The organism is Rahnella aceris (assembly GCF_011684115.1).
GTDB lineage: Bacteria > Pseudomonadota > Gammaproteobacteria > Enterobacterales > Enterobacteriaceae > Rahnella > Rahnella aceris.
The window spans coordinates 1,844,165-1,865,260 of sequence record NZ_JAADJV010000001.1 but is presented as its reverse complement, the minus strand read 5'-3'; the positions used below and the strand labels follow the sequence as shown (position 1 = coordinate 1,865,260).

Below are 21,096 nucleotides of genomic sequence, written 5' to 3'. Positions count from 1 at the left end.
TTATGAGTCAGCCCGACTATATAAGCTCACCCTGGCGTTGTATAAGAAGTAAACCCTGTATGGCGATACGCTTTTTGTATGACCGGGAAAAAGGCGGCTCTGCCAGAATAGCGGACAGATTCATCCCGCTGCTCACCAGGAACGAAGGTTAATAATGAACGCCAGAATGGGTATTTCGCTAAAAATATTATCAGCCCTGTGTGCCACATTAATGCTGGCCTGCGTGAAAGGGCTGGGCGGAAATATACCTACCGGAGAAGTGATATTTTTTCGCTCTTTCGTCGCCTTATTCCCGCTGCTGATCTGGCTCAAATTTCAGGGCCCTGTTTTCCCCCAAATTAAAACGAAGAATATATCCGGCCATTTAATTCGCGGCTTTTCCGGCACGGGGGGAATGTATTTTAACTATCTGGCGTTAGTGTATATCTCGCTGGCGGATGCCACGGCGATAAGCTACGCCGCGCCGTTATTTACGGTGGTCATGGCCGCGGTTTTACTGCGTGAAAATGTTCACGCAGCCCGCTGGCTGGCGGTGGGTATCGGTTTCACCGGCATTATCGTCATGCTGTGGGCGCATCTGACAGACAGCGGTTCGCTGCTCTCGGGCAGTTTTAAGCAGGTTTCGGCGGGGCTGGGCGTGATTCTGGCGCTGCTGGCGGCGATGTGTACGGCGGTATCTTCGGTGCAAATCCGTTTTTTAAATGGCATCGAAAGACCGGGCGCGATCGTTTTCTACTTCTCGCTGATGACCATGCTGATTGGTCTGGCGACGATTTTCTTCGGCTGGAAAATCCCGACCACCTTGCAGCTTTTACTGCTCATCGGTTGCGGCTTTTTTGGCGGAATGGCACAGATCCTGATTACGCTGAGCCTGCGTTACGCCGATGCGTCGCTGCTGGCGCCTTTTGATTACACCACGATGGTCTGGTCGATGATGCTTGGTTTTCTGTTCCTCGACAGTTTTCCGTCATCTTCCACGCTGGCCGGTGCGTCAATCGTGGCCGCAGCCGGGATTTTCGCCTTATTGAGTGAGAGGCGTATAAACAGAACGGCTATTATCAAATCAGCAAAGTAGGGGAGTAAGGGGGGCGGTAAGCATCCTGATCTCCTCCCGGATATCTCAAACATGCGTGCTTACCTTTAGCAGAGGGATTAGTGTGGACTTAGGCATGTATGAGTCATTCGCGCTGACCAGCCAGTTCATGACAAAGCGCACCGATCTGTTCCACTGCATTGAGCAAGGTGGGCGAGGGTTCATTCGCACAATTTAACCGCAGGAAGTTCTGAAATTCCGCCCCCGGGGAAAACAGGAGGCCAGGACTGACACCAATGCCCAGCGCCAGCGCGCGACGATGTACCACCAATGCATTCAGCGGATGCGGAAGTTCTATCCACAACAAGAAACCGGCTGTCGGCACGGCAACACGAGTGCCCGGAGGGAAGCTTGCGTTGACCCGGGCGATAACGGCGTGTACTCCCTCCGTGACCCGGAGCTTCAGGCGCCGCAGATGACGTTCGTAGTCTCCACTTGCCAGTATATCGCTCGCGGCTGCTTCAAGCAGCGGTGCGCCTGCCCAATCCCCGGCCATGCGGGCCTGCAATACCTGCGTGTGGTAGCGTCCTGCCGCAATCCAACCGATTCTCCAGCCCGGGGCAAGGGTTTTGGATAATGAACTGCAGTAAATCACACTCCCACTCTGGTCGAAGGCCTTGCAGGCCGGAGGGCGCTGCCCCTCACCGGCCAGGTCACCATATACATCGTCCTCAATTAAAGGGATGCCTGCACGTTCAATCAGCGCAACAAGTTCCTGCTTGCGGGTGACGGGCATACTGGCACCAAGTGGGTTTTGCACCGTGGGCGAAGCCAGCACGGCTGCGGGACGGTGGCGCTGAATAGCTTCACCCAGAGGTGCCAGCAACAAGCCTTCAGCGGGATCCGTGGGGATTTGCAATGCCTTGAGGCCTAGGTCCTCCAGCAGCAGGAGCGTACCGAAGTAGGCGGGTTGCTCAATGGCCACTACATCACCTGGCTGACATACAGCCCGCAGAGCCAGACGCAGTGCCTGCGTCGCGCCAGCCGTAATGACGAGATCATCCGGACCAAAACGGGCACCCCACTGTGCAGCGCGTACGGCTATATTTCTGCGCAGGTCTGCCCTTCCCGGCGGCAGGCTGTAGCTCTGACCGTGTGCGTCCAGGCGACGGCTTGCAGTCTGCAACGCCCGCTGTAGCGTATCTGTTGGCAGCCATAGGGGATCGGGCAGCGCTGCGCCAAGCGGCACCAGACGGGCTTCTGCGCTGCTGAATAGCGAACGGGCTACTGCTGACATTGTCACGGGGACCGGGCCAGGTAAATGATGGGAAGACTGCATGTTCTGAGGTGTGTTTATCTGGCAAACGAAGTAGCCAGAACGCGGACGCGCAACAATCAGGCCTTCGGCCTCCAGACAACGGAGTGCTTCCAGTGCCGTTGGAAGGCTAACTTGCTCGCGTTCGGCCAGTTTACGTGCGGAGATCATCCTGTCGCCGGCTCGCAATACACCTGATGCAAGGGTAAGGCGCAGCATTTCAGCAATCCGGCGGTAATGTGGGGACAACAGACGTGGGACGGACATTGCGAACTGTACAGTCTGATTTTCGATAAATCTGACTATACAGACAATGATGCGGCCCTTCTATAGTAGTGCCGAACCCGAGCAATCAAGGAGGCATTATGCATAGCGACAACTTTGACCTTTCTACTTATTTCCGTCGTATAAACTACACCGGGCATGCAGCCGCCGATACCGCCACGCTGCACGCGCTCATGCGTCATCAACTCTTTTCTGTGCCCTTCGAGAATCTGGATGTACAGGCTGGCAAAGTCGTCTCCCTGGTACCCGAAGACATTGCAGACAAGCTGCTACAACGAGGTCGTGGTGGATACTGCTATGAGGTCAATGGGCTATTTGCAATGGCGTTGGGCGCTTTAGGTATTACCTACCGTTTCGTTGCAGCTCGTCCGATGTTCTACCCGGCACGCCGACCGAAAACGCATATGGCATTAATTGCTGAAGTCGATGACCGCCTGTGGCTTTGCGATCTAGGGTTCGGCAGCTATGGTATTCGCGCACCGATCGCCATAGACATGCCAGATACCGACATCGAACAGGATTTCGACACTTTCCGACTTATCCGTGACGTTAATAGCGAGTACCTGCTACAAGCGAAGGTGGAGGGTGAATGGGCCAATCAATACAGTTTTGATCTGTCACCCCAGGAGTGGATTGATTTCGTCCCGGCCAACTACCTCAACTCCACCCATCCTGATGCCATCTTTGTGCAGAAGTTACTGATCGTGCAGCACGTCCCCGAGGGTCGGCTGATTTTGCTAGGGAATGTGCTGAAGACGATCACCGCAGAGGGCGTAGAAAAGCAGCAACTGACGGAAGACGATATTGCCCATGTCCTGAAAAACCGCTTTGCTCTGCCTGCACCGCAATACATCGGGAAGACAGTGTAATCCTGAGCACAGCCTTCCCTCTATTTATCCTCATGAAATATACAGAGGGCTGGCTGGTATACCTGTCGCAGACGACTCATTCAACACAGGATGGTCTGGAGGTGTTTTTAATTCAATTGCAACACTGATGCTAATAGACCCTTCATTGAGCAGGTAATTAATGTCTGCTCTTTGCTTGTAGCTGCCCTTTGGTACTCCTGTGCCAAAAGCGGAAGTTACCTCTCGGGGGCATTAAAGATTAGCCTTGGTTATTATGATAAATTCATTCAACTGTCAGGGTTCAATTAGGGGGAGAAAAATGCTCTTGGAAAAGCTGAAAGCACTTGAATGCAGTCTTCACGGTGTCCGGCGGAATGATCGGAAATGGCTTGAACAGATATTGCATCCCGAATTTCGGGAAATCACACGGTCAGGTGTAATAGTTGACCGCGCGGAGACGATAGCATCTTTGACTGGCGAATTAAGTCCAACGATCATTCTTAGCAGTGATTTCCGGCTGATCAGCATGGGAGAGTACTGCGCCATTCTGCACTACAAGACGTTTAATTCGGACGGCAGCCGAGCATCCCTACGTTCTTCTTGCTGGGTGTATTCTGACAAGGGGCAATGGGAGTTGGCTTTCCATCAGGGAACACCAGAGGCGGGTGCGGTATAATTTTGGCAATGACACGCTAAAAAACCATCAGCCCGGTGGGTATCTCTTACAGGCATGAAAAGCCAATGTCAGCTCCCCGCTCAAAGCTGAAACTCACCAAAGCCAACGTCGCTTGGGTTCTTGCCAGGCCCCCTGCCAAAGGTCAAAACGCTTGAGTTGTTCAAGTTTCTGTAGAACAACATCTTCACCCACGGATGAGAGAATTCGCTCTGGAATTGAAATGCCGAAAAGGTCTTCAGCGACCGGGAATATTTCACATTCTGATGTAAGTGACCCCAACGATTTTTCTATCTTCTTACGCTCTGCTTTTACAATTAACTGAAGTCCCATCAGCATTTAAACTCCACAATGGCTGCCTGCTCAAACGCTTGTCTGACCTGGGCCAGGACCTGGTCAGGGATTGATTGTCCTCTAATATCATAGACGACCCGGCAAGTTCGAATGTGCGATGGAAGCTGTGATAGTCCGTAAGATATTCTGGCAATATTGTACGCAATACTGAGTTTTATAGATTCCGGGGATGCGAGGCTGTGGCTGGCTACAAGTAGAAACTCTCCATGTTCATCATTAATAAACTCTGGGGTAAACATCACACCTCCCTTTTATTACCTTCGCCGATTTCTATCAATTGAATGCCTTTTCATCAAAAATTTATCATAGCAGGTATCCTGACCGAAAAACGATGTCCGCTTCTCACTGTGCCGGAGGCGGACATGACAAGCAGCACAGCGTATTAGTTGTCAATGGTGAGGAGGCGGTGTCCGGATGGCGTGACAAAATATCTCTATTAGTGAATGCTCCGGTTAAGCGGGATACTTACGTATGCAAGCCAGATTTCTTATTCGACACGCTTCACCTCCGGATGACGCTCTGTTGCAGCCTCATGTAAAATGTCATCAAGCCAACCTGGAATTTCTGCCTCTGTCAGATCGTTCGGAATTGCGATGTCGTAAAGCCGGGAAAATTTTCGTTCTGTCAGGTCTGCGCGGAATACCAGCCAGCGCTCCCCCTCACGTTTGATCCCAAGGTGTCGTCCAAAAACGTTGTAGATTAGCATTATTAATCTCCTGGCATTTTCATCAAAGTAAAGGTGACAAATTCACAGAGTTTTTTTATTTTAAGCTGATACTATTATTTTTCGCCCATTTCCTTAATCTGCCATTAGCATTAGCATTAGCATTAGCATTAGCATTAGCATTAGCATTGGCATAGGGAGATGATGTGTTAAATGAGATCTTTCGCCCCATAGTCCATTTTGTGTACCATGGTTTAGCATACAAAGCGTCATCAGTGAGCCCATCAATAAGTTTCACTATTTCATCTTTTACTTCCTCGAGCTCAGTAATTAACGCGTTATAATCCAATTCGCTATAATCAGAGTAAAATTTTTGCGCCAGAAGCCCAAGTTGATTCCACTTAAAACCGGTTTCTGGAAAATTAACAGGCAATCCTTTCCCGTCGGAAGTGATCCACTTTACAACCAGAGTGTTCCACCCGAGCAGATAGGAAACCAGATCGCGAACACTCATTTCCGTGCCCTTGCAGTGTCCATCCATTGAGTTATCTAAGGTGAGTTCGGGGGGGATGGCATTAAGATAACTAATTAATTTATTGAAATTTTTATCGATTGCTAAAAGCAATTCAGATTTTGTTTGCGGTACATTCATACAGAGTTACCCCGCACTTCAGAAGAGATCCATAAAGACGCCATGTGGTGTTTAAATATCAATCAATTATGTACTTCCTGGCACGAAAGGGGAAGTCCCTGTAAACAGCTCTCTCTTTGTTCAAGGCACATGAATCACTCGAGGTTTGAGGCTATCAGGGGCTGCGACAGCAGCCCTGTGCCAGAGGCGGAAATCAAGGTATTTTCGATACATTAAATACTAGGGAGTCGGTTAACTAGCTTTCAAGTATGTTAATGATCAAATCGAGTGGGAAGATTATTTCATCGGTATGTCTGAGCTCTTCTATTGTCCACCAGTAATGATCGCGAATAACATTTTTTTCGTTGCTACTCCACCTTGAGCGATCAATATCTGATTTATTTGTATTAATAATAAAGAAATGCTCTTCAGCAAGAACAGTCTCTCCACCTGGTAGCATCATTGTGAAGGTTCTGGATGCTATCTGCGGTCCTGCATCTGTTCTTATCAGCCCCGTTTCTTCAAGTAATTCGCGTAAAGCAGCCTGCTCGAAAGATTCATTGTGTTCAAGTCCTCCACCTGGAGTTGCCCAGTATTTCTTGCCGCTCAAAGCATCATCTTTATGGCAGAAGTTAAAGAGCAAGACGTGATTTTCAGGCGAAAGAACTATTAACCGAGATGATGGACGAGTTCGCACAAATCCCCCTTAAATAAAGTATTAACCCTGACTTTTGAATTTATATATAACCATAATTTTCAGCCTTCATGGCCTAATAGAGCGGTATTTTCTTGCTGCTATAACCGCATTCAAAGTCTGCTCTTCGCCCATAGCTGCCGGTGGTCTTTCTAGGGCTGCAGAGCGATTTTACTAAAGCTGATAATATATCAATGGGTTGGAAAAGGTGTGCTCGACTCTTTTTCAGAAGCGGACAGAGTAAATCAAAAGTTATCAGCCATAGGATTAAGTCTATGATGAAAAATAGTTTAGGATTTATGTTAAAAGGTAGTGAATGACTGACCATAAAATATACAGAGTGAATGCAATCTGTAGCACCTTAAATGGATATCTTATATAGCGCCATTCGTGGCGTTCTCTGGCGTTGGCTTTTGAGATTGAAGCTTCTAAATTTGGTTTTTTTTTCCTTCTTTTCCGCAGCTCAGCACAACCCCAAACTAAAAGAAGTACTACCACCACAATTTTAAGAAGTACTGAGCTGTCTATATTGAAATGTGTTTCCCAAGTCCAATTAGTATTGTTCATCCTTTCTGACCTTTTACATTTTAGCCTGATCTCAAAGAGTTATAACAAGTAATGACTTGCATATCCACTCAAACAAAATGGTTAATCAAAATTCTTAGCAATGATCATGTCCTTAACAAGTTGCATAGTGAAGTCAGATTCGTGTTGGGTAAATGACTTTCCTACCTTTTTGGGCACGATATCAGGCCCCCGCTCATAGCAGACCTTCAGCGTCACGTGTTTGTCTGCTGCGTGCCAACAGCGGACATTATTTACATCACGATATTTTAATTGATGAGAGCAGATTCAACGGATATTTTAGAAAATTCATGTGGTCAGCATGAGTCTATTCAATAATGGAGATGCATATATGGATAAACACTTTTTTGTGTGTATTTTCGCGTTTGTCGCTTTTTCTGTGGGTGCTGCGGATGGTGGAAACGGTGGGTCTATGTCACAACCTGGTAAACCAGGTGCAGACGGAGGGAGGGGCTCTGACGGCGGCAGTTCAGATAATTCACCAGGTAGGGCAGGATGCCCAGGAGGAACGGATCCTGCTGAGAATGGCACTTTTTATCTCCCAGGAACAAAAGAACAATGCAATCCAGGTCCACAGGACTCAACGAAAAGTGCAAATTTTCTGTAATGCATCCTCGTCGTAACTGATTTTATAATTAATCCGACTGGCTGACAGGCTCGGTCGAGGATCCTCATTGGAGATAAAAAATTTGGATATGGAACTCAGTATCCGAGAAGCAATACGTTCTGATCTTGCGATCATTAGTGATTTGGCTCGCGAGCTCAATATCATCTATCATAAAGCGCGCCCAGATATTTATGCTGATGTGACTTTGAATGAGGGAGCAGATGAACCCCATTGGATGGAATTTATTGAAACTGATGATCATGTTGCGTTTATAGCCCGGCATAACTCTCTTCCCATCGGGTTTATTGCAGCGAACATATCAATACCAACAAGTCCACTTCTGAAGCCAGTCCCTGGTTGTAGGATTTGCTCAATATGTGTTCTTGAAATATACAGAGGGCAAGGAGTGGGTAAAGTATTGATGAACAGAGTGCGTGAATGGGCTCTGGCACGTAACGCGCAGGAACTCCGACTGGCTGTTTGGCATTTCAACAAGGCAGCAATCCGCTTGTATGAGGAGTTTGGTTTTGAGGTGCGTGCGCTTGAAATGGGCATGCCGATATCTTCTAAGGGGAAGGCTTGAGCGCCGGCCTCGCTCTCTGTCGGTTAACACACGGGAAGGTGAGTAGAGCATTATCAATGGCGATGACTATTCTGAACTTCCGCTCCTCGCTCATAGCAGTCTGTCCGCACCTTCGGGCGGCTTTGTTACATGAGCGGAAGTTGAAGGACTTATGGTAAAACGGTTGTATTAGGGAGGGTGAGCCTGACAGATTGCTATTCAACACGTATCACATCAGGATGACGCTCTGTTGCTGCTTCATGGAAAATATCGCCCAGACAGCCAATGATCTCGTCTTCTGCCATACTGTCCGGAATAGTAATATTGTAAAGTCGGGAAAGTTTTCGCTCTGTCAGGTCTGCGCGAAATATCAGCAGCGATCATCTTCGCGCTTGATCCCAATGTGTCGTCCCAATACGTTGTAAATCAACATTATTGTTTGTGCCATTCGGCATAGGTCAGTGTAAACAGCATGCTGGCTGGAGCATTTTCCACATCATGAATGTCACGTACATACCTTAGTCCGGCATTCGTTAGGACTTTCTGTGACGCCAGGTGATTTGCTCTTACTGTGGCAGATATATCAGGCAGTTTGAGTTCATTAAACCCATAGCTGACCGCATAGTTAGCAAACTCTGTCGCCAGGCCTTTTCCCCATGACTCAGTGGAGAAACGATATCCCAAGTTATTGATAGAAATATCGGCATAACTGCGGATGTTTAGCCCGCCAAAACCGATAATCCTTTCAGGATTATCTTTTAACGAGATAGCCCAGTTTCCGAAACCGTAATCTTCCCAGTGTTTAAGCCATCGAGCCAAGACATCACGAGCATAATCAATATCAGGATACGGTCCTACAGGATTAAACGTATTTGTGGCAGGGTCGCCATAAATTCTGAAAAGGTCATCTCCGTCTGAGTTGATTACAGGGCGAAGATGCAGTCGAGAGGTAGTTATCGGCAAAATGTCTCCTGAGTTTTTGATTCATTCAATGAGTTATCTTGCTGTTTTTATAACCAAAATCCTTCAGATTCACAACAGGGATGTTATGTTTAAAATGATGAAAATATTTAGTAGTCCTCAGTAAACGTCCGCTCCCCGCTCACAGCGGACAGTCCGTCTGCGTGGAGGCTGCTATGTGACAGAAATGGGCAGAGCGCGAGTAAATACTCATCAACAAGATGATATTGGGGAACTCACTACCCCTGGTTATATTTGCCAAAATTTAAGATGTCCTATAATGATTTTTTCATAAAAATACGGCTTGTTCCTTCCGGTTGACAGTCAATACGCCCGAACTCTTCCCAGCCATACTTTTTATAAAAATCAGGAGCCTGAAAGCTTATTGTATAGAGAAACGCAGCAGAGCAGCCTCTTTTTCGCCCTTCATCTTCAAAGCGATGAAGGATGTCTGAACCTATCCCCATTTTTCGCAACTCGGGTGGAAGATAAAAAAGATCTATAAACAGGAGTCCCAGCGATGACCGCCCTTGCATTCCGCCAAGTACCTTACCCGTGCGGGTTGATCTGACCAATACAGACAGTGGCTTACGATCGTTTATACCCGTCATAAGATCGTTAAATTCATTGAGCCCTTCTTCAATTAGCAGCAATTGCGCTGCATCTGAATCTTCACATACCTCAAGACTGATTTCTTCCGCTAAGCTGACCATTCCCTATGCCCTTTCAAAAGTGACAGACCCAATGCCTGAGTAGCCAGTGAGGTTAGCTCGGACAACCTGGATTTACCAGTTGCCCGCCTTTTCAGAATGCATAAACACCTGCCAGATAATATGTGGTCTTAATGATTTTAACTACCACACCGCGACTCATTATTCGCGCATTCAAACAGAAAGACGCATCGGCACTTTTCGATTACCTGTCTTCACCCCGCACACCTTGTTTTCAGGACGAGAAACTCAATTCACTGGAAGATGCAATAGGAGGGGTTGACAGGAGAGCCCGTGATACCGGCCAGTTCGCTGTATGCCTAAAAGAGACTGATGGCATCATCCAGCCTGTTTAATTCAATTCGACGCATTTCTCTCAGCCCATCTGGCCAGCGAACTCAGGCCAGAAAGCGATAAAAGATTCTCATCTTGTTGGATTTTCGCCAAACGAAAACGATCTTCGTGCTAACCCCTGCTGTTCAGCAAAATCGCAAGGTATCGACCGTTTTGTGATCTACATTGCAGTACATGATTAATGCTTTGTACTACAATTTTCATCAAGGTTAAGAACAATAATTGTGAATTGTGCGGTGATCTTGCGACGCATAGGCTCGATACAGGTAAAGTACCCGGCAACTTTTCCTTTTAGTCTTTTGTGGAGCATCTATGAGTAGCCAGGAGTTGAGCAAAACCGATCGCATTATTCTCGAGATAGGGCAGCAAATCGTCAGTGGCAAATATGCCCCGGGGTCTGCGCTGCCAGCGGAAACGGAGTTGTGCGAAGAGTTCCAGACGTCACGGAACATCATTCGTGAAGTGCTTCGCTCGTTGATGTCGAAGCGGCTGGTGGAGATAAAGCGTTATCGCGGTGCTTTTGTGGCTTTACGCAACCAGTGGAATTATCTGGATACCGATGTTTTGCAGTGGTCGTTGGCGAATGATTATGACCCGCGGCTGATCCCGGCGATGAGCGAGGTGCGTAATCTGGTTGAACCGGTCATTGCCCGCTGGGCTGCGGAAAGGGCGACCTCCAGCGAATTAGCGGTTATTGAAAAAGCGCTTAACGATATGATCGCCGATCACCAAAATCGTGACGCCTTCAATGAGGCTGATATCCGTTTTCACGAAGCGGTACTGGCGTCGGTGCATAACCCGGTGCTGCAACAACTCAGTGTGGCGATAAGTTCCTTACAGCGTGCCGTATTTGAACGGACCTATATGGCCGATGAAGCCAACATGCCGCGCACATTGAAGGAGCATCAGGATCTGTACGATGCGATACGGCATCAGAACGCAGATGCAGCAGAACAGGCGGCACTGACAATGATCGCCAGCTCGACCAAAAGGCTGAAGGATATTACATGAGAGAAAGTTATATCGCCATTGACTGGGGTTCGACCAACTTGCGCGCCTGGCTCTACCTGAACGGTGAATGTACCGATCACCTGGAGTCAGAAGCGGGGGTTACCCGGCTCAATGGCCGTACTCCTGAACAGGTTTTCCGCGACACACTTTTACCATGGCAAGCTCATCAGGTACCGGTTCTGATGGCGGGAATGGTTGGCAGCAACGCAGGATGGATGACGGTACCGTATCTGCCTTGCCCGACGCGGCTGACTGATTTCTCCAGACAGTTAACGCGGGTGGAGCAGGCCACACCGTTCAACGCGTGGATTATTCCCGGTCTGAGTGTGGTCAGCGAGGGTAATTGCAATGTCATTCGCGGTGAAGAAACACAGTTAATCGGTGCTTATACAGAATGTCCGGCTTCGCTTTATCTGATGCCGGGAACGCACAGTAAATGGGTACAGATGGACGGTAGCGAGATTGTTGATTTCCGTACCGTCATGACCGGCGAACTCCACCATTTGCTGATACACCATTCGCTGATTGGTATCGGGCTGACCGGGCAACAGGCAAATCCGGCGGTATTCCAGCAGGGGCTGGAGAGTGGTTTCAAAGAAACCAACATTATTCGCAGTCTTTTTGAGACCCGCGCGGCGCATGTGTTAGGGCAATTAGATAAAAGCGCCGTCAGTGAATGGCTGTCGGGGTTGTTGATCGGCAATGAAGTGTCGCAAATGCAGCGGCAATACGGCATCACTGGCGATCAGCCCATTACCTTAATTGGGAGTCCCAAACTGACCGCACGTTACCAGCAGGCATTGAAGTTTGCCGGACTGACCTGGCAAACGCTGGAAGGCGACCGCGCTTTCCAGGCAGGTATAAGGAGTATTATCAATGAGTTGGAATACTGAACTTCCGTTAATCGCCATTCTGCGCGGTATCACGCCACAAGACGTTCAGGCGCATGTGACAGCATTGCTGGAGGCAGGTTTTGATGCCGTGGAGATCCCACTCAACTCGCCTGACTGGCAGCGCAGCATCTGTGAAACGGTGAAAGAGTTCGGGCATCGGGCGCTGATTGGTGCCGGGACGGTTTTACAACCTGCGCAAGTTGATGAACTGAATGCGATGGGCAGCCGTCTGGTGGTCACCCCTAATATTCAGGCGGAAGTGATTCGCCGGGCTGTGGGGTATGGCATGACCGTCTGCTCTGGTTGCGCGACCGCGACGGAAGCCTTCAATGCGCTGGATGCGGGCGCTCAGGCGCTGAAAATCTTCCCTTCCAACGCCTTTGGACCGGATTACATCAAAGCGTTGAAAGCGGTGCTACCGCCAGAAATTCCGGTCTTTGCCGTGGGGGGTATCACTCCTGAAAATTTACATCTCTATCTTAATGCCGGTTGTATCGGTGCAGGGCTGGGAAGTGATCTCTACCGTGCCGGACAGTCTGTTGAACGTACGACACAACAAGCTAACGCCTTTGTTAAAGCTTATAAGGAATCAACCCGATGAAAGTGACCAAACTAACCACCTACCGGCTGCCGCCGCGCTGGATGTTCCTGAAAATAGAAACTGATGAAGGCATTGTCGGTTGGGGAGAGCCGGTTGTTGAAGGCCGTGCCCGCAGTGTGGAGGCTGCTGTGCATGAGCTGTCTGAATATGTGATCGGACAGGATCCGGCGCGCATCAATGACATTTGGCAGACCCTCTATCGCGGTGGATTTTATCGCGGTGGTCCGATTCTGATGAGCGCGATTTCCGGCATCGATCAGGCACTGTGGGACATTAAGGGCAAAGCCCTGGGCGTTCCTGTCTATCAACTGCTCGGTGGTCTGGTTCGCGATAAGATCAAAGCCTACAGTTGGGTTGGCGGCGACCGCCCGGCGGATGTGATTGAAGGCATTAAAAAGTTGAAAGGTATTGGTTTTGATACCTTTAAACTCAATGGCTGCGAAGAAATGGGCATGATAGACAATTCACGTAAAGTTGACGATGCCGTCGCCGTCGTGGCGCAAATACGTGAAGCATTCGGTAACAGCATTGAGTTCGGACTCGACTTCCATGGCCGCGTCAATGCACCTATGGCGAAGATTCTGATCAAAGAGCTCGAACCTTACCGTCCGCTATTTATCGAAGAACCGGTACTGGCCGAACAGGCAGAATACTATCCTCGTCTGGCTGCTCAGACACATATTCCCATTGCTGCCGGTGAACGCATGTTCTCGCGCTTTGAGTTCAAACGTGTATTGGCCGACGGTGGTTTAGCCATTATCCAGCCGGATTTGTCGCACGCAGGTGGGATCACGGAATGCTTCAAAATTGCGGCGATGGCAGAGTCTTACGATATTTCGCTGGCACCGCATTGTCCGTTGGGGCCGATCGCACTGGCTTCTTGCCTGCATCTGGATTTTGTGGCGCGTAATGCGGTATTCCAGGAGCAGAGTATGGGTATCCATTATAATAAGGGAGCCGAATTATTGGATTATGTCATTAATAAAGAAGATTTTACCATGACGGATGGTTATTTCTACCCGCTGAATAAACCCGGGCTGGGCGTTGAAATTAATGAGGAGTTGGTGATTGGGCGCAGTAAGAATGCCCCTGACTGGCGCAATCCAATTTGGCGTTATGAAGATGGCGCTGTCGCCGAATGGTAACCTGCTCTATATATTTTAAGTCACAGAAGTATCAGGTAAAACTATATCAATAAAGCAATTAATAATAATATCGATATATCCGTATTTGTTTTTTAATCCACATTACGTGGAATGGACATCTTATGCCCTGACACCAGGGACAGACTCATTAAGGTGATAATAATGAACATCGATCTGTGCTCTACAACACTAAAAAAATTAAACGCAAAAATAATACCTTTTATTATTATTTGCTACTTTGTTGCCAATCTGGATAAAACCAATATATCCGTTGCGGCACTGCAAATGAATGCCGATTTAGGCCTGTCTGCCAGTATGTATGGCTTGGGTGTCGGTATGTTCTATATCTCCTACATTATTTTTGAAATACCCAGTAACGTCATTATGACGCGGGTTGGTGCACGCATCTGGATTGCGCGCATCATGATTACCTGGGGGGTTGTCAGCGCCGGGATGTCACTGGTCCATACGCCGACACAACTGTACGTGATGCGCTTTTTGCTGGGTATGGCAGAAGCCGGGTTTACACCGGGGATTATCTACTATATCTCCTGCTGGTTTCCCAAGAGCAACCGCGCCCGTGCCATGTCGTTCTTCTATATGGGATCGGTGCTGGCGTCAGTGATTGGATTACCGATTTCCGGCAGTATTCTCAATATGCACGGCATTGCTGATATCGCGGGCTGGCGCTGGCTGTTTGCGATGGAAGGCATCCCGGCCATCATTCTCGGCTGTCTGGTACTGTTACGTCTGCCGGATACGCCAAATCATGCCACCTGGTTGAGTGCGGACGAGAAAAAATGGCTGAACACCCGGTTACAACAAGAGAATGGTGACGTAGAAGTAGGGAAACATCATTCATGGGCCAGTGCGCTCAGGAATAAAGTGGTATTGATGTTGAGTCTGGTGTGGTTCCTGCAAGCATTTTGCTCAATTGGTATTACACTCTTCCTGCCGCTCATTATTAAAAGTGTGGCTACAGAACAGAGTAATTTCGTTATTAGCGTTTTGTCGGCCATTCCTTTTGCCTTTGCCGCGATATTTATGTACGTGAATGGACGTCATTCGGATCTCACCAAAGAGCGTTCGCTGCATCTGGGGGTGCCGTTAATTATTTCCGGCTTACTGCTGGCTGCTTCGATATATACCAGTAACCTCTTTATTGCCTATATTATGCTGGTATTGACTGTAGGCTTTAACTTCGCGCTTACCCCGATATTCTGGGCGGTAACGACCGAAAAATTAGCGGGTGTTGCTGCGGCGGCTTCTATTGCTTTCATTAATGCCATTGCCAACTTTGCCGGTCTGGGATTGCCGCCATTGCTGGGAAAAATAAAGGATGTCACCGGCAGTTTCCATTATGGCTTATTGATCATTGCTACGGCACTGGTTATCGGCGGCATCGTCGGTATCTATGTCGGCCGTCCGGCTAAAGTAATAGCGACAAAATCGTCAGCCTCATCATTATCGCAACACTAAGGTCTCGTTATGAAGAATATCGCGGTTAAACAGAAAATATTGAAGCAGGCATCGCTGCCAGATCAGTTGAATGCACAACTGAACGCGCTATACGATGTGTATGAATACAACGACATGGCCGCCGGGGAGTTTGACCGGTTAGCCGCCGAGTTTCGTGTAGTACTCACTAACGGCGAAGCCGTGGTCAGTCGCGAATTTATGGGACGGCTACCTAACCTTGAACTCATCAGCGACTTTGGTGTTGGCTATGACGGTATTGATGTTGCCGCAGCAAGAGAACGTGAGATCGCTGTGACCCATACCCCCGGCGTATTGACGGATGACGTCGCCGACCTGGCCATGGGGTTGATACTGGCAACGTCACGCCAGATCCCCGCAGCACAACGCTTTATCGAACAGGGAGCATGGCAGAAGGGCGGTTATCCCTGGACCCGTAAAGTCTCAGGGGCGCGGTTAGGCATTATTGGCATGGGGCGTATTGGGCGTGCTATCGCCAAACGCGCTGCGGCATTTAATATGTCGATCGCCTATACGGATCGCGCTGCACTTGCCGACACGGATTACACCTTCCATGCAACATTGCTATCGCTGGCCGGGGCGAGTGATTTTCTGGTGGTCTGTACCAACGGAGGTGCCGAAACCCGCGGCCTCGTTAACCGCGATGTATTGAATGCTCTGGGCGCGGAAGGCATTCTGATCAATATTTCCCGTGGTTCGGTAGTCGATGAGCGGGCGCTGACTGAAGCCATCGAAGAGGGGACACTCGGGGGAGCCGGTCTTGATGTTTTCACCGACGAACCGCACGTTCCGCACGCATTGTTACACCGGGCAAATGTGGTGGTCACACCGCATATGGCCAGTGCTACCTGGGCGACGCGCAAAGAGATGTCGCGTCTGGTGCTGGAAAATGTCAACGCCTATTTTGCTGGCGAGCCGTTGGTGACACCTGTTCCGCAGTAAGCGAGTGAAAACGTATTCTGCATGTAAATCAAAGCGCGGCGTTACGTCGCGCTTATTGATTGTCAGCGTTAAACCCCCATCCGGGAGGGGATGATTGTCCCGGAGCGGAGGGAAAACTGGAAATGCCTGAGGTATTCAATGGCAGAGACCCTGCCGTAAAGATATAGACAACGTCTATATCGCTTGCGAATAAATCGATTTCACTTTGTTGAACGTCAGACTTATGCTGCTGCGGAAACATTAAGGGCTATCAGGAGAGAATATGGAAACCCAACAACTGGCAGCGTTAGTTGTTCACTCAATTGGCGGCGCGGATAACCTCACTAAAATGACCTACTGTGCCAGTAGGATCCGGATGCAGGTACGCGATGCCTCCCTGCTCGACAGGCAGGCATTAGAAGCACCGGAGGCCATTCGGGCTGTACTTGAAGTAGAAACACCACAATGCGACACGGAGTATCATCTGGTGGTCGGACCGGGCAATACCCGGTCGCTGTATCAGGCGCTGACGGCGTTAACTCAAAAATAGTCAGACCAGCAGGTGGCTGACCCGCGCCAGATGCTCTTGCATCAATGCCTGCATCTGCACCACGTGCGCCGCATCCATCTTCTCCCGCATCATATAAAAGCCCACGTTATAGCGCGGGCTTTGTTGCGTGGTTTGCAGCGGTATAATGCCGTAACGCGCAAAGTAGTCCGCCATGCACGTCGGATAACTCAGCATGATGGCGTCGGAATCATTGACCATGTCTATCGCCGCCATCATCGAGTTAGTTGACCAGATCACCCTATCTTCAAGATGCATCTGGTTGCGCGCCAGCCTTTTGGGTTGCATGTCCTCGACCATGTGTTGAAAACGCCCTTCATCCGGCGTCAGTTCAACGCAAGGATAGTCTTGCAGCTGGAAGGGGTCGATGACGTTGTTGCCTAACGGATGCCCGCGTCGGACAAACAGGCTGTCGGTGACGCTGAACAGCGGCACAAAGGTGATGCCTGCCCTGGAATTCAGCCCCTGAATCTCATGCCCGATAAAGAGATCGATATCACCGCCAAGCAGTAAGTCCATCAGTCGCAGGTGATTTCCCTGATCGATATGGATATTTACCGTGGGATGCAGCGTGCGGTAAGTGTTGAAACTGTCGCGTACAAACATGTGCCACCAGGCATGCCCGGTGCCCATCCGCAAACTCTGCACCTGACGCGCTTTGATAAGCGCCAGTTTACTCAGCGTATTTTCATAAATACGCTGCATCATCTGCGCCTGCTCCAGCAAAAGATCGCCGTACTCGGTCGTTTTCACGCCCGTTGAGGTGCGCACAAGCAGTTGCACGCCCAGATTCTCCTCCAGCTTCTTCATATTATGCGTAAGTGTCGGCTGACTAAGGCAAAGTTTGTTTGCTGCATGACTCACATTTTTGAACATCGCCACTTCGATAAACTGCCGCAGAATTTTATCCAAGATCACACATTTCCCAGGTGGTATAGATAATTTGTATACCTTAGCAGTGAAAATCAATTTCCACCAATGTCTCCGCTTCGCTATTTTCCTCCTATGACGGTATTCCCGCCACGACCTGAGAGTAAGCCATGAGACGAGTAATCCCGGGACTGGTTGCAGCCACGCTGACCCTGACATCGAGTCTGGTTCATGCCGACACCCTGCGTATGGAATGTCCGCCTGGCAAGGAAAGTCGTCAGTTCTGTAACGACATTAAACAGCAGTTTGAAGCGCAGACCGGCCACACGCTGGAATTTATCGATCTTCCACCTGCCTCGAATGAAAAATTGTCGTTGTTTCAACAGATATTTGCCGCCAAAGATTCGGGCGCGATCGATCTCTTCCTGGCCGACACCGTCTGGATCGGTGTGCTGGATAAACATCTGCTGGATTTAACAGATAGCGTCAGTGATATCCGCAATGATTTTTTTCCGAACGCGTTCCAAAACGACATCGTTAACGGTCGTGTCAAAGCTATTCCCGCTTACATGGATGCAGGCGCGCTGTTTTATCGCAAAGATTTATTGGCGAAATACGGCCAAAAGCCGCCTGTGACCTGGAGCGAGCTGACGCGTATTGCCACGCTGGTTCAACAAGGTGAGCGTGAAGCGGGACATCAAAACTTCTGGGGGCTGGTGTTTCAGGGCAAAGCCTATGAGGGGCTGACCTGCAATGCGCTGGAGTGGGTGGAGTCGCAGAAGGGCGGCAGTTTTATTGATACTAACGGCAATATCACCATCAACAATCAACGCGCCGCACAGGCGCTGGATATGGCCGCGGCATGGATCGGGAAAATCGTTCCACCGGGAGCATTAGGTTACATGGAAGAGGAGTCCCGTCCGGTCTTCCAGAACGGTGATGCCCTGTTTATGCGCAACTGGCCTTATGCCTACACGCTGGCGCAAGACCGCAGCAGCCCGATCCGTGGCAAAGTCGGCGTCATTCCGTTACCCCGGAGCGAGGACGGCACCTCTGTTAGCACCATGGGCGGCTGGCACTGGGCGATCAGCGCTTACACCAAAAATCCGAAAGCCGCGCTGGCGCTGTTAAAAATTGTCAGCAGTGCCGAATCACAGAAGAAAGGGCTGACGCTGATGGGCAGGGCGCCGTCGCGCACCGCGCTGTATGACGATCCTGACGTCCTGGCGCAGGCACCCTATCTCGCCGAGTTTAAAGAGATCTTCCTGCTGGCCAGGCCTCGCCCTGCATCGCAGACCAAACGCCAGTACGCGCAGGTCTCCAAAGCGATTTATAACGCAACTTACAACGTGCTGCGTGGCGACAGCGACGGGGCGACCGCAGTGGCAGAGTTGCAGCAGCGGCTGGAGAGAATTAAAGCCAGAGGATGGCGCTGAGTTCAGCGTCCCCATTAACGGTCCGGAGTTTGACGCATGAAGCCAGAAACACCCTCACTATCACTTCCTGACGATAACGTTGGCAGCCGCGCGGTGAAGCGCAGTAAGCCCGGTTATCAGCTACGCCGCAGCCGTATCGCCTGGCTGCTGGTGGCGCCATCTCTTCTGTTACTGGCCGCCGTTGCAGGCTGGCCGCTGTTCCGCACACTGTTTTACAGCTTCACCGATGCCATGCTGGATTCGCCCGATGATTACCGTTTTGTCGGCCTCACCAACTACATTGACCTGGCCGACGGTGCCCATTATTACGGCGTCCTGGCCGATCCGCTGTGGTGGAAGGCCGTTGGTAACACGCTGCGTTTCAGTGTGATGTCGGTGTCGCTTGAACTGGTGTTCGGCATGCTGCTTGCCTTGCTGATGAACCAGAAGTTTCGCGGTCAGGGGCTGGTGCGAACCGCCATTCTGGTGCCGTGGGCGATCCCGACGATTGTGTCCGCCAGAATGTGGAGCTGGATGTTCCATGACCAGTATGGGGTGGTGAACAATCTGTTGCTCAGGCTTGGGGTTATTCACTCCCCGCTGGCATGGGTAGCAGACCCGGGGTTATCCATGTGGGCGGTGGTCATCGTCGATGTCTGGAAAACCACACCGTTTATGGCGCTGATGCTGCTGGCCGCGTTGCAGCTGATTCCGCGCGATCTGTATGAAGCGGCGCGGATTGACGGGGCCAATACCTGGCAGCGTTTTCGTCGAATCACACTGCCGTTGATTATGCCGGCAATGATCGTCGCGCTGATTTTCCGCGTCATGGATGCGCTACGGGTGTTTGATCTGATTTATATCCTGACCTCCAACAGTGAAGCCACCGTGTCGGTGTCGGGTTATGCACGAGATTTGCTGGTGAGTTATCAGGAGATGGGATCCGGTTCCGCCGCGTCGGTACTGGTATTCATGATGGTGGCAGGGATTGCAGCCTGCTTCCTGATGCTGGGTCGCCGCCGCAATGGAGAGGAATAATCATGAAACTGAATCGTCAGCAGCAAAAACTCGCACAGCGTTCACTGATTTTTGCAGGATCTGCATTTGCCTGTTTGATCTGCCTGTTCCCGTTCTACTACGCGGTTATCACCTCGCTACGTTCGGGGGCAAATCTGTTCACCGTGATCTGGTTGCCCGATGAAATGAACTGGGGGAATTACGTGACCGCGCTGATGGATAACGGCATTGCCCGCAGCCTCTTTAACTCGGCGGTGGTGGCAACGCTCACTGTTGGTCTGTGTCTGCTGGTGTCAATCACGGCTGCTTTTGCGCTGTCGCGCATTCGTTTTACAGGGCGAAAGTATCTGCTGTTCACCATTCTCTGTGTGTCCATGTTCCCGCAGGTGGCTGTGCTGTCAGGTATGTTTGAGCTGGTGCGGTTTATGGGATTGTATGACTCGCTTGGCGCGCTGGTCCTGTCCTACACCACCTTTTCATTACCCTTCACAATCTGGGTGCTGACCACCTTTATGAAGGCGATTCCCGTCGAGCTGGAAGAAGCGGCAATCGTCGATGGTGCCAGCACCTGGACCATTATCAGCCGTATCTTTGTGCCCATCATGGGGCCGTCGCTGGTGACGACCGGACTGCTGGCGTTCATCGGCGCCTGGAATGAATTTATGTTTGCTCTGACGTTTGTGATTTCCGGCGACAAGCGAACCGTTCCCGTGGCGATCAGTATGTTGCAAGGATCTTCCCAATTCGAACTTCCATGGGGCGCCATCATGGCTTCCTCAGTCATCGTCACGCTTCCCATTGTGGTGCTGGTGCTTATTTTCCAGCGACGCATTGTCAGTGGATTAACCAACGGCGCAGTCAAAGGCTGATGCCTCAATCAGTA

The 21,096-nt window shown here is 50.1% G+C and carries 22 protein-coding genes and 2 pseudogenes; 15 read left to right on the top strand and 9 right to left on the bottom strand.

Features of this window, described 5'->3' with window-relative positions:
* The first annotated feature begins 154 nt into the window (after positions 1 to 154).
* A complete protein-coding gene (locus GW591_RS08405) occupies positions 155 to 1,075 on the top strand; it encodes a DMT family transporter (RefSeq protein ID WP_166860477.1) in 921 nt (306 codons plus the stop codon).
* 103 nt (positions 1,076 to 1,178) lie between these two features.
* Here the strand turns inward: GW591_RS08405 and GW591_RS08400 are convergent, their stop codons facing one another.
* Positions 1,179 to 2,615 (bottom strand): aminotransferase-like domain-containing protein, encoded by a 1,437-nt coding sequence (locus tag GW591_RS08400; protein WP_112152202.1) that lies wholly within the window; start codon positions 2,613 to 2,615, stop codon positions 1,179 to 1,181.
* A gap of 98 nt (positions 2,616 to 2,713) precedes the next feature.
* Here GW591_RS08400 and GW591_RS08395 point away from each other — a divergent pair, with 98 nt between their 5' ends.
* Together GW591_RS08395 and GW591_RS08390 are read left to right on the top strand one after the other, a co-directional pair.
* Positions 2,714 to 3,502: an arylamine N-acetyltransferase family protein gene (locus GW591_RS08395; RefSeq protein ID WP_015690096.1), complete on the top strand. Its 789-nt coding sequence runs from the start codon at positions 2,714 to 2,716 to the stop codon at positions 3,500 to 3,502.
* A 298-nt stretch (positions 3,503 to 3,800) separates the two neighbouring features.
* Positions 3,801 to 4,157, top strand: coding sequence for a nuclear transport factor 2 family protein (locus GW591_RS08390; protein ID WP_037034580.1), 357 nt, complete (start codon positions 3,801 to 3,803; stop codon positions 4,155 to 4,157).
* A 93-nt stretch (positions 4,158 to 4,250) separates the two neighbouring features.
* Here GW591_RS08390 and GW591_RS08385 read toward each other — a convergent pair whose 3' ends face one another.
* The 4 genes from GW591_RS08385 to GW591_RS08370 form a co-directional block, all read right to left on the bottom strand.
* Complete coding sequence (locus GW591_RS08385) at positions 4,251 to 4,493, bottom strand: hypothetical protein (protein ID WP_225444888.1); 243 nt, start codon at positions 4,491 to 4,493, stop codon at positions 4,251 to 4,253.
* A 502-nt stretch (positions 4,494 to 4,995) separates the two neighbouring features.
* Positions 4,996 to 5,214 carry a DUF7661 family protein gene (locus GW591_RS08380; protein WP_013575645.1) on the bottom strand — a complete coding sequence of 73 codons (219 nt, stop codon included), beginning with the start codon at positions 5,212 to 5,214 and terminating at the stop codon, positions 4,996 to 4,998.
* 55 nt (positions 5,215 to 5,269) lie between these two features.
* The gene (locus GW591_RS08375) at positions 5,270 to 5,824 is read right to left on the bottom strand and encodes a ClbS/DfsB family four-helix bundle protein (protein ID WP_166860476.1); all 555 of its coding nucleotides are present in this window, start codon (positions 5,822 to 5,824) and stop codon (positions 5,270 to 5,272) included.
* Positions 5,825 to 6,059: 235 nt separating this feature from the next.
* Complete coding sequence (locus GW591_RS08370; RefSeq protein WP_119261772.1) at positions 6,060 to 6,500, bottom strand: NUDIX hydrolase; 441 nt, start codon at positions 6,498 to 6,500, stop codon at positions 6,060 to 6,062.
* Positions 6,501 to 7,756: 1,256 nt separating this feature from the next.
* Between GW591_RS08370 and GW591_RS08365 the strand changes: the two genes are divergently transcribed.
* Positions 7,757 to 8,272: a GNAT family N-acetyltransferase gene (locus GW591_RS08365; protein ID WP_166860475.1), complete on the top strand. Its 516-nt coding sequence runs from the start codon at positions 7,757 to 7,759 to the stop codon at positions 8,270 to 8,272.
* Positions 8,273 to 8,466: 194 nt separating this feature from the next.
* Here GW591_RS08365 and GW591_RS08360 read toward each other — a convergent pair.
* The 3 genes and pseudogenes from GW591_RS08360 to GW591_RS08350 form a co-directional block, all read right to left on the bottom strand.
* Positions 8,467 to 8,684, bottom strand: a pseudogene (locus GW591_RS08360) (DUF7661 family protein).
* Positions 8,684 to 9,214 carry a GNAT family N-acetyltransferase gene (locus GW591_RS08355; protein WP_013578392.1) on the bottom strand — a complete coding sequence of 177 codons (531 nt, stop codon included), beginning with the start codon at positions 9,212 to 9,214 and terminating at the stop codon, positions 8,684 to 8,686. Before GW591_RS08355 ends, GW591_RS08360 begins: the two are co-directional and overlap by 1 nt.
* Before the next feature lie 272 nt (positions 9,215 to 9,486).
* Entirely contained in the window at positions 9,487 to 9,924 is a 438-nt protein-coding gene (locus tag GW591_RS08350) for a GNAT family N-acetyltransferase (RefSeq protein WP_112198480.1), read from the bottom strand.
* A gap of 131 nt (positions 9,925 to 10,055) precedes the next feature.
* Here GW591_RS08350 and GW591_RS24085 point away from each other — a divergent pair.
* The 8 genes and pseudogenes from GW591_RS24085 to GW591_RS08315 form a co-directional block, all read left to right on the top strand.
* A pseudogene (locus GW591_RS24085) lies at positions 10,056 to 10,265 on the top strand (GNAT family N-acetyltransferase); the annotation flags it as partial.
* Positions 10,266 to 10,587: 322 nt separating this feature from the next.
* Positions 10,588 to 11,286, top strand: a complete 699-nt coding sequence (dgoR, locus tag GW591_RS08345) for a D-galactonate utilization transcriptional regulator DgoR (protein ID WP_013575998.1) — start codon at positions 10,588 to 10,590, stop codon at positions 11,284 to 11,286.
* Positions 11,283 to 12,179 (top strand): 2-dehydro-3-deoxygalactonokinase, encoded by an 897-nt coding sequence (locus GW591_RS08340; RefSeq protein ID WP_013575997.1) that lies wholly within the window; start codon positions 11,283 to 11,285, stop codon positions 12,177 to 12,179. The genes dgoR and GW591_RS08340 overlap by 4 nt, the downstream gene beginning before the upstream one ends.
* The gene (locus GW591_RS08335) at positions 12,163 to 12,780 is read left to right on the top strand and encodes a 2-dehydro-3-deoxy-6-phosphogalactonate aldolase (RefSeq protein ID WP_166860474.1); all 618 of its coding nucleotides are present in this window, start codon (positions 12,163 to 12,165) and stop codon (positions 12,778 to 12,780) included. The genes GW591_RS08340 and GW591_RS08335 overlap by 17 nt, the downstream gene beginning before the upstream one ends.
* Positions 12,777 to 13,925, top strand: coding sequence for a galactonate dehydratase (gene dgoD, locus GW591_RS08330; RefSeq protein WP_013575995.1), 1,149 nt, complete (start codon positions 12,777 to 12,779; stop codon positions 13,923 to 13,925). The genes GW591_RS08335 and dgoD overlap by 4 nt, the downstream gene beginning before the upstream one ends.
* A gap of 162 nt (positions 13,926 to 14,087) precedes the next feature.
* Positions 14,088 to 15,404: an MFS transporter gene (locus tag GW591_RS08325; RefSeq protein ID WP_013575994.1), complete on the top strand. Its 1,317-nt coding sequence runs from the start codon at positions 14,088 to 14,090 to the stop codon at positions 15,402 to 15,404.
* A 9-nt stretch (positions 15,405 to 15,413) separates the two neighbouring features.
* Positions 15,414 to 16,364, top strand: coding sequence for a 2-hydroxyacid dehydrogenase (locus GW591_RS08320; RefSeq protein WP_013575993.1), 951 nt, complete (start codon positions 15,414 to 15,416; stop codon positions 16,362 to 16,364).
* A 262-nt stretch (positions 16,365 to 16,626) separates the two neighbouring features.
* A complete protein-coding gene (locus GW591_RS08315) occupies positions 16,627 to 16,893 on the top strand; it encodes a PTS transporter subunit EIIB (RefSeq protein ID WP_013575992.1) in 267 nt (88 codons plus the stop codon).
* On the opposite strand, the gene GW591_RS08310 is transcribed toward GW591_RS08315, so the two are convergent.
* The gene (locus GW591_RS08310) at positions 16,894 to 17,829 is read right to left on the bottom strand and encodes a LysR family transcriptional regulator (RefSeq protein WP_013575991.1); all 936 of its coding nucleotides are present in this window, start codon (positions 17,827 to 17,829) and stop codon (positions 16,894 to 16,896) included. It abuts the gene before it with no gap.
* A 122-nt stretch (positions 17,830 to 17,951) separates the two neighbouring features.
* On the opposite strand from GW591_RS08310, the gene GW591_RS08305 reads away from it, so the two are divergent.
* The 3 genes from GW591_RS08305 to GW591_RS08295 are packed head-to-tail and all read left to right on the top strand — an operon-like array spanning position 17,952 to position 21,082.
* A complete protein-coding gene (locus GW591_RS08305; RefSeq protein ID WP_119261760.1) occupies positions 17,952 to 19,217 on the top strand; it encodes an ABC transporter substrate-binding protein in 1,266 nt (421 codons plus the stop codon).
* A gap of 36 nt (positions 19,218 to 19,253) precedes the next feature.
* Positions 19,254 to 20,234, top strand: a complete 981-nt coding sequence (locus tag GW591_RS08300) for a carbohydrate ABC transporter permease (protein WP_013575989.1) — start codon at positions 19,254 to 19,256, stop codon at positions 20,232 to 20,234.
* 2 nt (positions 20,235 to 20,236) lie between these two features.
* Positions 20,237 to 21,082 (top strand): carbohydrate ABC transporter permease, encoded by an 846-nt coding sequence (locus tag GW591_RS08295; protein ID WP_166860473.1) that lies wholly within the window; start codon positions 20,237 to 20,239, stop codon positions 21,080 to 21,082.
* Positions 21,083 to 21,096 lie beyond the last annotated feature (14 nt).

Coding starts and splice junctions, on each gene's coding strand:
- GW591_RS08325 (WP_013575994.1), top strand. CDS start 14,088: ATGAACATCGATCTGTGCTCTACAACACTAAAAAAATTAAACGCAAAA.
- GW591_RS08315 (WP_013575992.1), top strand. CDS start 16,627: ATGGAAACCCAACAACTGGCAGCGTTAGTTGTTCACTCAATTGGCGGC.
- GW591_RS08295 (WP_166860473.1), top strand. CDS start 20,237: ATGAAACTGAATCGTCAGCAGCAAAAACTCGCACAGCGTTCACTGATT.
- GW591_RS08385 (WP_225444888.1), bottom strand. CDS start 4,493: ATGCTGATGGGACTTCAGTTAATTGTAAAAGCAGAGCGTAAGAAGATA.
- GW591_RS08375 (WP_166860476.1), bottom strand. CDS start 5,824: ATGAATGTACCGCAAACAAAATCTGAATTGCTTTTAGCAATCGATAAA.
- GW591_RS08380 (WP_013575645.1), bottom strand. CDS start 5,214: ATGCTAATCTACAACGTTTTTGGACGACACCTTGGGATCAAACGTGAG.
- GW591_RS08320 (WP_013575993.1), top strand. CDS start 15,414: ATGAAGAATATCGCGGTTAAACAGAAAATATTGAAGCAGGCATCGCTG.
- GW591_RS08400 (WP_112152202.1), bottom strand. CDS start 2,615: ATGTCCGTCCCACGTCTGTTGTCCCCACATTACCGCCGGATTGCTGAA.
- dgoR (WP_013575998.1), top strand. CDS start 10,588: ATGAGTAGCCAGGAGTTGAGCAAAACCGATCGCATTATTCTCGAGATA.
- GW591_RS08350 (WP_112198480.1), bottom strand. CDS start 9,924: ATGGTCAGCTTAGCGGAAGAAATCAGTCTTGAGGTATGTGAAGATTCA.
- GW591_RS08340 (WP_013575997.1), top strand. CDS start 11,283: ATGAGAGAAAGTTATATCGCCATTGACTGGGGTTCGACCAACTTGCGC.
- GW591_RS08405 (WP_166860477.1), top strand. CDS start 155: ATGAACGCCAGAATGGGTATTTCGCTAAAAATATTATCAGCCCTGTGT.
- dgoD (WP_013575995.1), top strand. CDS start 12,777: ATGAAAGTGACCAAACTAACCACCTACCGGCTGCCGCCGCGCTGGATG.
- GW591_RS08305 (WP_119261760.1), top strand. CDS start 17,952: ATGAGACGAGTAATCCCGGGACTGGTTGCAGCCACGCTGACCCTGACA.
- GW591_RS08390 (WP_037034580.1), top strand. CDS start 3,801: ATGCTCTTGGAAAAGCTGAAAGCACTTGAATGCAGTCTTCACGGTGTC.
- GW591_RS08335 (WP_166860474.1), top strand. CDS start 12,163: ATGAGTTGGAATACTGAACTTCCGTTAATCGCCATTCTGCGCGGTATC.
- GW591_RS08395 (WP_015690096.1), top strand. CDS start 2,714: ATGCATAGCGACAACTTTGACCTTTCTACTTATTTCCGTCGTATAAAC.
- GW591_RS08300 (WP_013575989.1), top strand. CDS start 19,254: ATGAAGCCAGAAACACCCTCACTATCACTTCCTGACGATAACGTTGGC.